This window comes from Shewanella sp. NKUCC01_JLK (assembly GCF_019345615.1).
Taxonomy (GTDB): Bacteria; Pseudomonadota; Gammaproteobacteria; order Enterobacterales; family Shewanellaceae; genus Shewanella; species Shewanella oncorhynchi.
Genome location: NZ_JAHKRD010000003.1, coordinates 258,567 through 272,520, shown reverse-complemented (window position 1 = coordinate 272,520; position 13,954 = coordinate 258,567). Strand labels below are relative to the sequence as shown.

At 39.2% G+C, this 13,954-nt stretch carries 12 protein-coding genes and 2 pseudogenes; 3 read left to right on the top strand and 11 right to left on the bottom strand.

From position 1 onward, the window contains the following. Positions 1–69: 69 nt before the first annotated feature. Together KO537_RS05230 and KO537_RS05225 are read right to left on the bottom strand one after the other, a co-directional pair. Positions 70–1,440, bottom strand: a complete 1,371-nt coding sequence (locus tag KO537_RS05230) for a GAF domain-containing sensor histidine kinase (RefSeq protein WP_219234001.1) — start codon at positions 1,438–1,440, stop codon at positions 70–72. Next, complete coding sequence (locus tag KO537_RS05225; RefSeq protein WP_219234000.1) at positions 1,437–2,978, bottom strand: DUF3369 domain-containing protein; 1,542 nt, start codon at positions 2,976–2,978, stop codon at positions 1,437–1,439. The genes KO537_RS05230 and KO537_RS05225 overlap by 4 nt, the downstream gene beginning before the upstream one ends. A 259-nt stretch (positions 2,979–3,237) precedes the next feature. Here KO537_RS05225 and KO537_RS05220 point away from each other — a divergent pair, with 259 nt between their 5' ends. Continuing rightward, on the top strand, positions 3,238–3,690 hold the full coding sequence (locus KO537_RS05220) for a copper resistance protein NlpE (RefSeq protein WP_219233999.1): 453 nt from the start codon (positions 3,238–3,240) through the stop codon (positions 3,688–3,690). Between the two features lie 209 nt (positions 3,691–3,899). Then, entirely contained in the window at positions 3,900–4,595 is a 696-nt protein-coding gene (locus KO537_RS05215; RefSeq protein WP_219234029.1) for a HutD family protein, read from the top strand. A 26-nt stretch (positions 4,596–4,621) separates the two neighbouring features. Here the strand turns inward: KO537_RS05215 and rfbB are convergent, their stop codons facing one another. Together rfbB and glmM (KO537_RS05205) are read right to left on the bottom strand one after the other, a co-directional pair. Next, the gene (gene rfbB, locus KO537_RS05210; protein WP_219233998.1) at positions 4,622–5,653 is read right to left on the bottom strand and encodes a dTDP-glucose 4,6-dehydratase; all 1,032 of its coding nucleotides are present in this window, start codon (positions 5,651–5,653) and stop codon (positions 4,622–4,624) included. Between the two features lie 130 nt (positions 5,654–5,783). Further along, positions 5,784–6,078 (bottom strand): annotated as a pseudogene (gene glmM, locus KO537_RS05205) (phosphoglucosamine mutase); the annotation flags it as partial. 9 nt (positions 6,079–6,087) lie between these two features. Here glmM (KO537_RS05205) and KO537_RS05200 point away from each other — a divergent pair. Then, positions 6,088–6,978, top strand: coding sequence for an IS982 family transposase (locus tag KO537_RS05200; RefSeq protein ID WP_219233997.1), 891 nt, complete (start codon positions 6,088–6,090; stop codon positions 6,976–6,978). Here KO537_RS05200 and glmM (KO537_RS05195) read toward each other — a convergent pair. The 7 genes and pseudogenes from glmM (KO537_RS05195) to KO537_RS05165 form a co-directional block, all read right to left on the bottom strand. Beyond that, positions 6,952–7,323, bottom strand: a pseudogene (glmM, locus tag KO537_RS05195) (phosphoglucosamine mutase); the annotation flags it as partial. The gene KO537_RS05200 and the pseudogene glmM (KO537_RS05195) overlap by 27 nt on opposite strands. Positions 7,324–7,462: 139 nt before the next feature. Beyond that, a complete protein-coding gene (locus KO537_RS05190) occupies positions 7,463–9,403 on the bottom strand; it encodes a nucleoside-diphosphate sugar epimerase/dehydratase (protein ID WP_219233996.1) in 1,941 nt (646 codons plus the stop codon). 282 nt (positions 9,404–9,685) lie between these two features. Further along, positions 9,686–10,240, bottom strand: coding sequence for a sugar transferase (locus KO537_RS05185; RefSeq protein WP_219233995.1), 555 nt, complete (start codon positions 10,238–10,240; stop codon positions 9,686–9,688). A gap of 9 nt (positions 10,241–10,249) precedes the next feature. Next, positions 10,250–11,197, bottom strand: coding sequence for an SDR family oxidoreductase (locus KO537_RS05180; RefSeq protein WP_219233994.1), 948 nt, complete (start codon positions 11,195–11,197; stop codon positions 10,250–10,252). Between the two features lie 2 nt (positions 11,198–11,199). Beyond that, entirely contained in the window at positions 11,200–12,027 is an 828-nt protein-coding gene (locus KO537_RS05175; RefSeq protein ID WP_219233993.1) for a glycosyltransferase, read from the bottom strand. A gap of 86 nt (positions 12,028–12,113) precedes the next feature. Next, a complete protein-coding gene (locus KO537_RS05170; protein ID WP_219233992.1) occupies positions 12,114–13,214 on the bottom strand; it encodes an EpsG family protein in 1,101 nt (366 codons plus the stop codon). Then, positions 13,207–13,953, bottom strand: coding sequence for a hypothetical protein (locus tag KO537_RS05165; protein ID WP_219233991.1), 747 nt, complete (start codon positions 13,951–13,953; stop codon positions 13,207–13,209). Before KO537_RS05165 ends, KO537_RS05170 begins: the two co-directional genes overlap by 8 nt. Position 13,954: the final 1 nt, after the last annotated feature.

The following is a 13,954-nucleotide window of genomic DNA, read 5'->3' as shown; positions in this document are numbered from 1 at the left end:
CCATCTTGGCTCAGTAAGATTTCAATTCGTCTTTTACTTAATAAACATATAAGAAGACGCTAACCTATCTCAACCCTTACTACTTTCAGGGATCAGCATCTCAATTCGTAACCCCTGATTAGGCGCAGAGAAGAGTGACACATTACCATTCAGTTTTTGTGTGATCAGATTATAAATAATCGACATCCCCAAACCTGTTCCACCACTCTGCCTTGCGGTGGTAAAAAAGGGCTCGAATGCTTTGGCTTTCACTTCATCGGACATGCCTACACCATTATCTTCATAAATCATCTTGATCTGCGAAGCCATTTTTTCAACTACTATCACAATTTGCTTATCACCGACAAAATCATCGGGAAAAGCATGGCGAAAACTGTTAGCGACTAAGTTAGTGAAAATTTGTGCAATCGCACCGGGGTAAGAATCAATAAAAATATTATCGTCAAGTTCGACTTTTAAAGTGATATTTTTCTTACGCATCAAGGGTTTTAATGAACTAAATATTTGAAAAATATAATTATTCAGATTAAAGCGCTCGCGTTCCAGTATCGATTGATCTGCAGCAGTACGCTTAAAGTTATGCACCAGTTCTGCTGCACGGGAAAGATTACGTTCAATTAAGCATAAACCATCCTGCATTGTATTGATAAAGCTGACAAATTTATCCTCATCGAGCTCGTTTTTCTCAAAGAGTCCTTTCAATAGTGATAACTCATCCAAACAATGGGTCACGGATGTGACAGCTATGCCAAGGGGGGTGTTCACTTCATGGGCAACACCGGCGACTAAGCTGCCTAAGGCCGCCATTTTTTCATTTTCAATTAAGTGCTTTTGGGTTGATTTTAAAGTCGATAATGCCGTTTCAAGCTCTGCGGTGCGCAGCTCAACTTTATGCTCAAGATCGGTATTAATGAGCTTGAGCTGTTGTTGATATTCAATGATCTCTTTAGCACTCATGGCTCGACCAAAAAGGTCGGCCAGTGCCGAGGCAAAGGCCTTCTCATCCCGAGTCCATTCCCTCGCCTCGCCCTGATGTTCAGAACAAATAATCCCCACCATTTTGCCGTGGTGACGAATAGGACTATCCAACAAAGAGCTGATCTGATTCGGTTTCAGATAGGTTTCGACAAATTCTTTAGTGGCGGGATCCGTTTGCGCCTTATTGGCGACAATTGTGCGCTCATTGTCGAGCAGGCTAAAGTAATGGGGAAACTGTGCGCGAGTGAGCACTAACGCTTCTTGTGGCTGCTGATTGTCGAGTGAATAATAACAAGCGATGCTCTGATTATCCGGACTCAACAACCAAATGCCCGCCCGAGAGATCAGTAATCCCTTACAAATTGAGCTCACGATAAGTTGTGATGCTTGAATGAGATCACCCTCATCAATAACCTGAGACTTACTGACATCAAATAAAATTCGATCAAGCATTCGGGTCATAGTGGCTCATCCGGAATATGAATATGTAGGGAGGCAAACACATCTAACAAATCAAGGCTGGCTTCACATAACACAGGATCAAACTGTTTACCCGATTGCGCTAAGATGTACTCGCGCACCGCCTCAACAGACCAAGCCTCTTTGTAACTTCGCTTGGAAAGCAAAGCATCAATCACATCAACAATCGCCATCAGGCGGCCTTCAATAGGAATGTCTTCCTGCGATAGCCCACGGGGATAACCTTGCCCATCCCAACGTTCATGGTGAGTATAAGCAATTCTAGCGCCCATTTTGGCAATGATACGATTTGAGCCAACCAACAGGTTATAACCCTTCTCTGCGTGGGTTTGCATAATCGCCCATTCCTCGGCATCGAGTTTACCGGGCTTATGCAAAATACTCTCAGGGATACCGATTTTGCCTACATCATGAAGAGGCGCCGCATAACGAATGGTTTCGATAAAGTCTGCCTTCATACCAATGGCAATCGCGAGCATTTCTGTCATGCGCGCTACTCGGCGCACATGGGCTCCCGTCTCCTTACTGCGCTGCTCAATGGCATCTCCAATGATTAAAATTAGCTCCCTTTGTGTCTGTTGCACATTTTCGCGGCCCGACAAGTTCTCAAAGGTTAAGCTCACATTTGCCGCAAATAGCTCAAGAATGCTGACTTGAAAATCCGTTAACTTAGTGTTGTGTTGTAAATAGAGAATACTGGTGACATGACCACTAAGCTCATAAAATCCAACATAAATATTGTCACGGATCAGCGAGGTTTTTAGCGCTATCGCTTCAATAATATGTTCCCGCACATCCCCTGGCAGAGTCTCAACGCTGCCACCTTCAAAGTAACTGATCATATCTCCCGTGGCGGCCAGCAGATTCATTTGAGTATCGAGGTAAAGGTCTTGATGATAACTCGTGAGATAAAGAGCCGAGCTTTCAAGATTGAGCAGCTGCAAGGTCTGTTCGAGCACAGCACTACCAAAGTTATGCAATGTATGGCTCTTAAGTACAGAGGTGGAAGCAGCAATCACTTTCTCCATCCCCTTTTGGCTTTGCTCGATAATTTTTATATCGCGATAGGAGCGCAATGAGGTGTACACACAAGACTTAAGCCGAGCCGCGGTGAGCTCTGTTTTAGCTTTATAATCATTAATGTCAAAATCCCGAATAACTTGCTCTTCAGGTGCTTGCCCTGGCTGGCCCGTACGTAAAATGATGCGGGTACTGTGGTTATTTAATTCAGTGCGAATTTTTTGTACTAGCTCTAAGCCTGCATGATCGGTTTCCATGACGACATCAATAAAGGCCAAGGCAATATCTGATTCAGTTTGAAATAATGTTAAACCTTCAGCAGCGCTGTAACAGGAGTAGAACTGCAAGACTCGATTATCTAAGGTCAGATTTTTTAACGCAAATCGAGTGACATCATGGATCCCAGGTTCATCATCAATAATGGCCACCTTCCAAATGCCTTGTTTAAGCTTATGGGATGTATCTTCGATAACATCAGCACTTTTCTTAAATAACGCCACAAAACCACCGTTTACGATGAATAGTTACGTTTTAGTATAGATTCAATCTTAAAAGTGACTAGTTTCAAAGGATAAATTATCATCCCGGTGATTACCGCTTAGGACTAACAACTAACATACTGGCCACTTAAAACCCACACAAAAACAACTTAAGTTATTGTTATAAAAATATAAATAGCAAAAGTTAGCCTAACCTAGTCTTGGCGGGTATGATGAGTGCACTTAATGCATAATTCCCAAAATTTCTATTGGAGCTACTATGAAAAAATCACTATGTTACATCGCACTGCTGGCTTTATTCACCACGGCTTGCTCAGAAGCCCCAAAAGAAGAAACGGCAGTCAATACAGCCCAAGCTCAAACAGAAGCGCCAAAATCCGTCCCAGTAGGTGATACCAGCCAAAACTCGCTCGATTGGGCTGGTAGTTATGAAGGCGTATTGCCTTGCGCCAGTTGTGAAGGAATGCAAACCCTAATCACTTTGCAAGCTGATAATAGCTTTGTTCAAGAAACAGTTTATTTAGGTAAAGATGGAAAGATTTTAAAACTGATGGGTAAAGTGACATGGGACGAACTGGGCCAGAAAATCACCCTAGAAGATGGTACACAATATTTGGTCGGTGAAAATCAGTTGATCATGTTAGACACTGAAGGCAAACGGATCACCGGCGAACTTGCTGCAAATTATGTGTTGAAAAAGAAAGGTCTATAAAAGCAGAGCTGGCAGCTAGCACTCAGCTGCGGTATTAGATTATGGATAACGGAATGCTGCACTTACCGTAAGAGCAAAGCCTCCGTACCGTTATCCATAAGTCACGCTGAAATGTTCTGCAATCGCAAAGCCATGCTTTAGAAGTTGTGAAGCTAAGAAAGGCGAAACAAACCTTCTTAAACAATAAAGAGGTTATTTTGAATAACAGCATGCAACTGATCCGCTATCAAGATTGCCCATCAACACCATGGAAAAATGGTGGTGGAAGCACAAAACAGCTACTCATTTTCCCCATCAATGCCGAACTTACTGGATTTGACTATCGAATCAGCATTGCAAGTATTAGCAGCAACGGACCCTTTTCCTCATTTATTGGCATAGACAGGCAACTGGTCATTCTGGAAGGCGATGGTGTTGAACTCAGCATCAATAGTCATGAAGGGACAAAACAGATAAATGGCCTTGGAGCTGGAGAAAAGATATCAGGAAATACAAATACAACTGAATATAAGCGACTCACGCCAGCTGATAGCCCATTCTACTTTGCTGGTGAAACCTCAATAACAAGTCAATTATTAGGCAGTGATGTTATTGATTTCAATGTCATGACCAAACGCGGCGCATTTAAAGCGCATACGCAAAAACTTAGCTTTGATGACACATTTATCGAAGAACAGATTGCAACCTTAAACAACTCCCCAAATGAACTGCAAAAAACTGAAACTTACATCCCTATCATCCAAATACTCTGCTGCTTAGATACCATGACATGGGAGCACAATGGAAAGCTTATCAAGATCATGCCCTATGATATTCTCGTTTTCCAACAAGGCGATGGTATAACGTTAAAAACAACAAGACCAAGTCGACTACTTAAAGTATCTATTACTGCCAGTCCCCTATAACAGTATTTACAGGTTAATCTCCAATATTACTCAATTTGCGCGTTAAAATACCGAGCCACTATCCACTCGACAGTTTTTCTGAGCCCAGAATCGAAGGACTCTAATGGTTGCCAACCAAGTTCTCGCTGGATCTTGCTCGCATCAATGGCATAACGCACATCATGCCCAGGCCTGTCTGTAACATGTTCTATCAAACCTCGAAAACCAATACCATTAATAACAAAAGCTTGCGGATGAGTGGGTACTAACTCTTCGAGTAAATCGCAAATTTGGTACACAACTGCTAGATTGCTACGCTCATTAGCCCCTCCAATATTATAGGTCTCCCCGACTCTGCCCTGTGTTATAACAAGAAACAAGGCACGCACATGATCATCTACATATAACCAATCACGTACTTGCTGACCATTACCATAGACAGGTAACGGTTTTCCGGCCAATGCATTATTGACCATCAAAGGGATCAATTTTTCAGGGTATTGAAAAGGCCCATAATTATTGGAGCAGTTAGTGATAACTATCGGTAAACCGTAGGTGCGATGCCATGCCCGAACAAGATGATCCGCCGATGCCTTGCTGGCTGAGTAAGGAGAGCTAGGATTATAGGCCGTAGTCTCAGAAAAGAATCCTGTAGCCCCTAATGAACCGTAAACCTCGTCGGTGGAAATATGATGAAATCTAAAAACTTTTTGCTTATCCGCATTCAAACTTTGGAAATAGCAGCGGCACGCCTCAAGCAATGTATAAGTACCCACTATATTGGTTTGGATAAATTCAGCAGGCCCATCAATTGAGCGATCAACATGGCTTTCGGCCGCTAAATGCATCACCACATCTGGCCGATAATCCTGAAATACGGCATCTAATTTCACTCTATCGCAAATATCAGCCTGAATAAAATGATAGCGCTCACTATTGGCAATAGAGGCTAAGGACTCAAGATCACTGGCATAGGTCAACTTATCAAAATTGATCACGACGCACGTCGTTTGCCCTATCAGCATACGGACCAAGGCAGAACCGATAAAGCCAGCTCCTCCCGTAATCAGTATTCGCATATCACTCACCCAACAAAGTTAAAGGTTAGAAAACAAAAAGCCAGAAAGTATACAACTTTCTGGCTTGAAAATTCAGCATATTAAGATCTGAATGGACACTTAGCGCCATTAGTCTTTACAGACTCCAGCTCTAAGCTGTTCGGACTGCATCCGCTATATATTCTGCTTGAGTCTGCGTCATAATCTTATCGGTAGATTCGACCATTACGCGAATAAGCGGCTCTGTACCAGATTTGCGCAACAACACACGCCCTTGGTCACCTAACCTTAATCACGGCTTGCTGAACGCTACTTGCCGCTAAAATGCTATCAGCATTAGCCGTGGCTAAACGTACATTAATTAACCTGAACTCGGGATAAGAAATGTTGAACTAATAGCCCTCCAAGTGATCGGATCTTTCGACCAAGAGAAACCCCATCACACCGGAGGGCCTATGCATAAATTAGTGGAAGTATTTTGCGATGTCGATGATTTTTGCGCTGTTTTCATTCCAGAATGGGAAAAAACGCTGTTAACCGATGGTACACGCAAGCGTCAACGCCCTGGCCGTATGACGATGAGCGAAGTGATGACCATCATCATACTTTTTCAGATGTCCCACCACCGTGATTTCAAGAACTTCTACATCGGCTATCTGGCTCATTTCTACAAATCTGCTTTTCCTAATTTACACAGCTATACCCGCTTTCTTGAGGTGATGCCCACTACTTTAGTGCCGCTTTGCAGCTACTTTGCCAGCCTCAAGAGTGACCCCACTGGCATCGAAGTTGTTGATTCAACCAGCATCAAAGTATGTCATAACCTACGTATTCATCGCCATAAAACCTTGGCGGGACTGGCGTGCAGAGGTAAAGGCACCATGGGGTGGTTCTATGGCTTTAAGCTGCATTTGATTGTGAATCATCAAGGCGGAATCGTGGCGGCCAAAGTGACGCCTGCGAATGTACATGACACAAAACCGGTGAATGAGATGGTGCACAGTGACATGAATAAACTCTATGCAGATAAAGGGTATATCAGTAAAGCGCTGTCCAGTGAATTGCTGGATAAAGGCGTGAAGTTGGTGACGAACGTACGTAAGAATATGAAAGCGAAGGCAATGTTGTTGTGGGATAGAGCGATGCTGTCGAGACGTTTCATCATAGAAACCATCAACGACCAGTTAAAAAATATCTCTCAAATAGAACACTCTAGACACCGCAGCGTGCATGGTTTTATGCTAAATATGATTGCCGGACTCATCGCCTATCAATTGAAAGACAATAAGCCACAACTGAACCTCACTAACGCAGAGTTTAATGCTATTGCAGTTATGGCTTGTTAAACCGATCTCAGGTTAATTAACACTTGAGGAAGTTTAGTTATGCCAGCTTTTATCTCAGGCAAACTCTTCTGGGACTCTAATATAGCTTTAAGTACCTGTAAGGACAAAACAATGCAGTCTCCTGTTGAAGCATATTGCAAGCTCAATATATGTCCAAAACCTTCACAGCCTAATTGCCAGCCTGTCGCTTTAAGCTGTTCAACCACATAGCGGTTGCCCACTTTAGCGCGAACAAAAGGGATATCCATCTACTTAAGAGCAAGCTCTAAGCCAAGATTTGACATTAAGGTACCAAACAGTCATTTCACCTTTTTTGTGAGCGACCTGGGCAAGGATGAATAAAAGTAATGAGAAATTACTCGCCTTGCCACGAACACAGTCGGATACAAAAAAACTTATTGGCATACAACTTCCTTAACACCATGCTTATAAAACAAAAAAGCCAAATCAAATTTGATTTGGCTTTTCAAAGACCAAAAGAAAACTAAGAAACTAGCGGAACAACTTTATTTTGGCCATTAGCAGCGCTTAATTTTTTCTTTTGCTGCCACACTAAATCGCATATCCCGTCTGTTGGGTTAAAACCTGTTGGTGCAGACAGTAAGATTTCTCGTATAGCTTCATGGTTAAACTCATGACAAGCTTTATCTAAGCGATTAAGAATAACTTCTAGCTCTTTCCAAGAAAGATAGGTTTCATTGGCAGTCATAATACGTTCATGCTCAGTGCCAGTAACATCATCACCAATCAGTAATTCTTCGTATAATTTTTCACCAGGACGTAATCCACTAAACTCAATGGCAATATCACCATCAGGATTGAGTTCATCCTTCACTTCAAAACCGCTGAGACGAATCATTTTTGCCGCTAAATCGACAATTTTGACTGATTTCCCCATGTCCAGTACAAATACATCACCGCCTTTGCCCATAGCCCCCGCTTGGATAACTAACTGTGAAGCTTCCGGAATAGTCATAAAGAAACGGGTAATTTCGCGGTGAGTAACAGTAACAGGCCCGCCGTTGGCAATTTGCTTGCGAAATAACGGTACTACAGATCCAGAAGATCCTAATACATTACCAAAACGAACCATGCAAAAACGCGTTTGATGCGGCTCTTTAGATAACGCTTGAAGTGCCAACTCGGCCATACGTTTAGTCGTGCCCATGATATTAGTTGGTCGTACAGCTTTATCCGTCGAAATCAATACAAAAGTTTCAACCTTAGCTGCAATCGCTGCGCGAGCAGTATATAAAGTACCGAAGATGTTATTACGCACACCTTCAACGACATTATGCTCCACCAATGGCACATGCTTATATGCAGCAGCGTGATACACAGTTTGGACTTTAAACGATTGCATTACAGCATGAACACGATTTTCCCGTTGTACCGAGCCCATGATTGGTAAAATTTTAACATCTAGTCCTAACTCAAAAGCTGTCGCTGAAAGTTCGCGCTCAATCGTATACAAGGCAAACTCAGATAACTCAAATAGCACTAATTTTTTAGGTGACTGTTTTAATATCTGTCGACATAACTCAGAACCAATCGAGCCGCCAGCTCCCGTGACCATCACTACCTTATTGCGGATATTGGCAACCATTAAGTCACAACGGGGAGTAACTGCATCACGTCCAAGCAAATCATCGATTTCGACTTCTTTAATATCACTATAAAGTTTATTACCGCTCACCAGATCAGCCATTGCAGGTAAAGTTAATACTTGTACAGCCAAAGGTTCAAGCTTGACTAAAATCTCTTGGCGACGAGAGCGAGAGGCACTTGGCATAGCCAACAACACCTTTGTAGCAGCTTTTTGTGTGATGAGCTTTCTAATAATTGAAGGCGAATGAACATGCACTCCCTGAATTACAGTGCCATGCAAGGTCGCATCGTCATCAACAAATGCAAAGGGATAATACTCATGGCTTTGAACAAGTGAAGTTACCAGTTGGCGACCACTAACACCAGCACCATAAATAATCACAGGTTCACCAACGCGCTTTAGACCAGCCCCCACTAACGAGCGCACCATAGCGCGAGTTCCACCGACAAATACCAAGGCAAAAGCAGCGTAAATAATTGGTACAGTACGGGGTAGATTCGCCTCGCTGTAATACGCAATTAACACTAACGAAACTGTAGAGGCAAGCACACCAACAATAATAGCGGTAAGTGCTTGTAACCCCATGTATCTAAGCACAGCACGATATAAGCCGAGCTTAGCAAACACCATGATACTCACAGGCACAACCAAAACAATGAGCAACCAGTATGTGCTATTAGTTAATACACTCACGGCATCTAACCGCACCAACAAGGCTGCCCAAAATGCGACTAAGAGAAATACCGAATCAATCGCCACACTCACTAAACGTTTATGTGACCGTTTCAAAGAAAATAAACATTGCAAAAATTCCATTTTCCGCTCCAATTTACTCAAAAACTTCATAAATTCCATAATTAACAGCACCGCCTCCATACGCAAGAGGCTCAAACAACAAAGGCCAACAATATCACAGCCCTGTTAAAAAATCTCTAACTAAGGATTTTGTCTAAAATATGAGCGACCGTTTTAACAGTATGCAAAATAATATAGGGATAATCTAGACAAACTAATAGCTCCATGAAAACAATATCAATAATATTTATAGCGTAGAAAAACACGACCAATCGAATCACTAAACATAAAACGGATAATCAATTACTTTGGTTTAACCGCATCACCACTACCACTCCCCGTAGCCGTCATAATAATGTATTTAAAGTAATCTTTGATGGTTAATGAATCGATCATCTGCTTATCAGTTTGAGCCAATAGTTTAGGCGTAGACATATCAATATTTTGAACTTGGGCTAATCCTGTTACGCCAGGCAAAACATTATAAACTCCCAAAGCATCGCGTTCTGCAATTAGCTCTTCTTGGTTAAATAAATTGGGCCGTGGTCCGACTAAACTCATATCCCCCTTTAACACGTTAATTAGTTGTGGCAATTCATCAATTTTGGTCTTACGTAAAAAACCACCAAACTTAGTGATCGAAGCATTGCTCGCAAGATGGCTCGCAACTGAGACAGTGTCTTTGCTCATAGTACGAAACTTAACCAGACTAAATGGCTTTTTATGTCTACCTACCCGAGTTTGGATAAAGATCGGTGAGCCTGTATCAAACAAACCAATGATGGTAACGAGTAATAATATTGGCCATAGGAATAACAAACCAAAGAATGCTGCAAGAAAATCAATTAAACGAATCATGTTCTACCATTATTTAGTTTTTGCTTGAAGAAAAGCTTGCGCTGTTTGTTTGAACCCTTCTTGTAGAGTCTGAGGTGGCTTCCAACCTAAGGTTTCTTTCGTATGAGAAATATCGACCTGCAATGAACCGGTTAATCTATCCACTACATCTGACTTCTCAAATAGTTTACCCACTAACTGGTAACACCAAATAGGTATAGGGAGTTGCCATGTAGGCTTGTCCAGTGCCTTTGCCATTTCACGAACCATTTCTGAGGTCGAAACATCATGATCATCTGAAACAAGGAATACTTGATTAGCCGCTTTAGGGTGGTCAATACAGGTGATAATTAAATCAACAAGATTGGTAACAGACACTAAACTTCGTTTATTTTGAGTAATACATCCAAATGGCAGCGGTACACCTTTAGATACTAAGTTCATCAATGAAGCAAAATTTGCTTTAACTCCAACACCATAAACGAGAGGAGGACGAATTATAACAATTTCCATGCCAGAATATTGAGAGATTTTCATAAGCTCTAACTCTGCCTCATATTTACTTAACCCATAAGAGTCGACAGGCTTCGCAGAATAATTAGATGTAAACGGAATACCAGATTCAGTTGACTCACCATTTACTTTAATCGAACTTAAAAAAATAAAACGTTTGACTCCAGCAGTTGCTGCTTGCTTAGCTAAGTTAACTGTCGCTTGAGTATTAATCTGTCTAAACTTGAACAAAGGATCAGAAGATGAATCATTCATCACATGAACATATGCAGCACAGTGGATTACTGTTTGAACATTAGTAAGCGTTTCAACCTTTAGTAAATCTTTTGAAAGATCAAAAGATATGAATTTTTCCGCTTTAATCGATGGAGGTTTTAATCTTCCACAGACCAATAAAGACCGATTCATTAATGAGGAAATTAAATATGACCCAATAAAGCCACTACCACCAGTAATCAAAATCAAAATTAATGACTCCTCGGATCGAAATGATTAACAAACTTTGCTAAGGATGCTTGACACCGATAAGGTAATAAAGCTCTAAATAACGGATAAAAAAGCCCTAAAAAAGAAGTAAACTTCGGATCAAAAGCAATAACTGCCCTTAAACCAATTCTAATACGATTATAACCTACCGCTACAGTATTCTTTTTATAAGCATCAACAGGCACTCTGTATTTAATTAACACCAAAGGAAGATTTGAAAATCTAAAACCCGCAAAAGCAGCACGAATCCAAAGTTCATAATCATCTTGTCTATGTGGAGCATTTTCACTATAACTACCAATACTTAGTATTTTACTCTTCCTAAAAATAACAGATGGATGAATAAAAGGGCAAGTCCAAATACTTTTTAAAATTAAGTCATGCTGGGTAGGGACCTTGCGGATTCTTATGCTATCACCGTAAACTGTAATATCTTCACAATAACCACCCAATATATCGACATCGTCATTATCGGCCATAAACTCAATCTGCTTAATGAAACGTTCAGGATAACACATATCATCAGTATCCATTCGAGCAACTAATTCATACTTACAGAAATTTAGTCCATGATTTAAAGCTTTGGATAAGCCAACATTATATTCCAGAGGCACAATCACAATATTTAAAGCTTTTACCCAACGTGAAATCACTTGATGTAAATCAGGATTGATTGGGCCGTCGAGAACCAGTACCAACTCCGTCGGCTTAAGCACTTGAGTGTTTACACTCATAAAACATTGCTCTAAAAAATCAGGATTTTCAGCATTATAAAGTGACATTAATACACTAAAATTTCTTACAGCCATCATTTACCTTATTATGGAAGTAGAAAGCACAACTAAACAGCCTCTAGATTTATAATACAACATCAGTTGCTAAAAAAATCAGAGAATTAGAAAGCAAAGCCAATCTCAGAATAAAAAGAGAAATGAATGAAAAAACCCCAAACCATAATTAGTATCAGATAAAGCTTAACTTTAGCAGAAACAGTTTGGCTTTCAAACAAATCGAACAACATAAAAACAAGCAAGAAACTGACAATGGATAAAATTCGATATGAAACGTTTATCATACCAAGCGACAATATTACAAAAGATACAAAAGAAAAAAATAAAGTTAAAAAACTAAACTTCTTTACTACATCATTAGTAGTATTAAGTATTGATAAACATGATACACAAACCGCAAATACTATATAATGAATACTTATAAAAATTAAAGAAATGGCTAAACCAATTGGTTTCCCATCAAACTCATCTCCAAAATCACCATAAAAATAAATAGATAACTTATCAATTAAAACCTTAAACAAATCAAAACTATGAATATTTTCATTACTTGATATAAAAATAATGGCGAATAAAAGAATAGATATAAATATTGGCAACGACCTTAGAAAAAAACTTCTGGTCATAGGCATAAAAAAAGTAAAAAACAACAACAATACAATACTAGATCTGTGAAAACATATTGAGATGAAAGAATAAGAAATTGCTCCTAAGAATCTCTGTTTAACTAACATGTAAACTATTATAGGCATAAAAGAAGCTGCAGTAGTAGCTCTAACTGTATTTACAACTTGAAAATACATTACAAACCAAAATAAAAATAAAAATAAATTTATGCCATCAGACTTTTTAAAAATTAACTTAAAAGAATAAAGAAGATTTAACAATGCAACAATCAAAGCAACAAAGAAAAATGACTGAACATTCAACCCCAATAATTTCAAAGAATATATAATGAAATTCCATATTAACTCAAAATCATTTTCTTTCTCACTAAAAATAGATAGATATGATCTAAAACCAGTATACTCAAAAATACTGGTATAAATTTTAGTATCAGCGCCAATAGTACGATTAGAAACAATAATACAAGAAATTATCGCATGAAAAAACAAAATAGATTTGCTTTTAGAGTTTGATTTTGATAGAAAAAGAAAAAACGATGAAGCTAAGAATAATAGTGTAATATCTAATATGCTACTCAAGTCTGTTAATCTCTTTAGTAATTAGAACAGTGTACAAAACAAACAACGATAAAAACCAAAAGAATACAACAATTCTAAATTTATTAGGCTTGGTAAAATCAAAATTGACTGTGGGCTCTACTTCCATCTTTAACAAGTTGAAATCTGATTTACAAATTGCACTATAAAAAAACCACGGCCTTACATAGCTGCTCAATAATTTACTTTGCGAAAAATTAATTACTCTATCACTATTAACTGAGTCTGACATGCAGAAAAAGTCTTTTACATATTTATTAATTTCTTTGTATAAAAAGGAGTTAAAGGAATCCGCAGAATCAACTGAATATGAGACAGATTTCAAAACAAATAAATTAATACTTTCATCCCAATAAAAATCAAAATATAGCATTTTAAACAATTCAAAAGCATCAGCATTGTTTAAATATTGCATTTCATTTGGCAGATATGAATAAAATTGAGAATTAGATTTTAAATAATTAAAGAAATCTCTTGATTTAACAATTGCAACGACTTCTTCAAAGTTAAGACTATTCTTTTCTATAAAATAATTTAAATCAGAACTGTTAAATAACAGATTCAACTCAACATTGCCAATTTTAGAAAATGAAACGAACCTTTTCTCAATAGAGTCTACATAAAATAATGATGAAGATAATGAAACTATTGTAGCAATTAGAAACATCCATCTATAACGCAATAAAACCTTATAGGATAAACTTATAAATAACTTTATCATA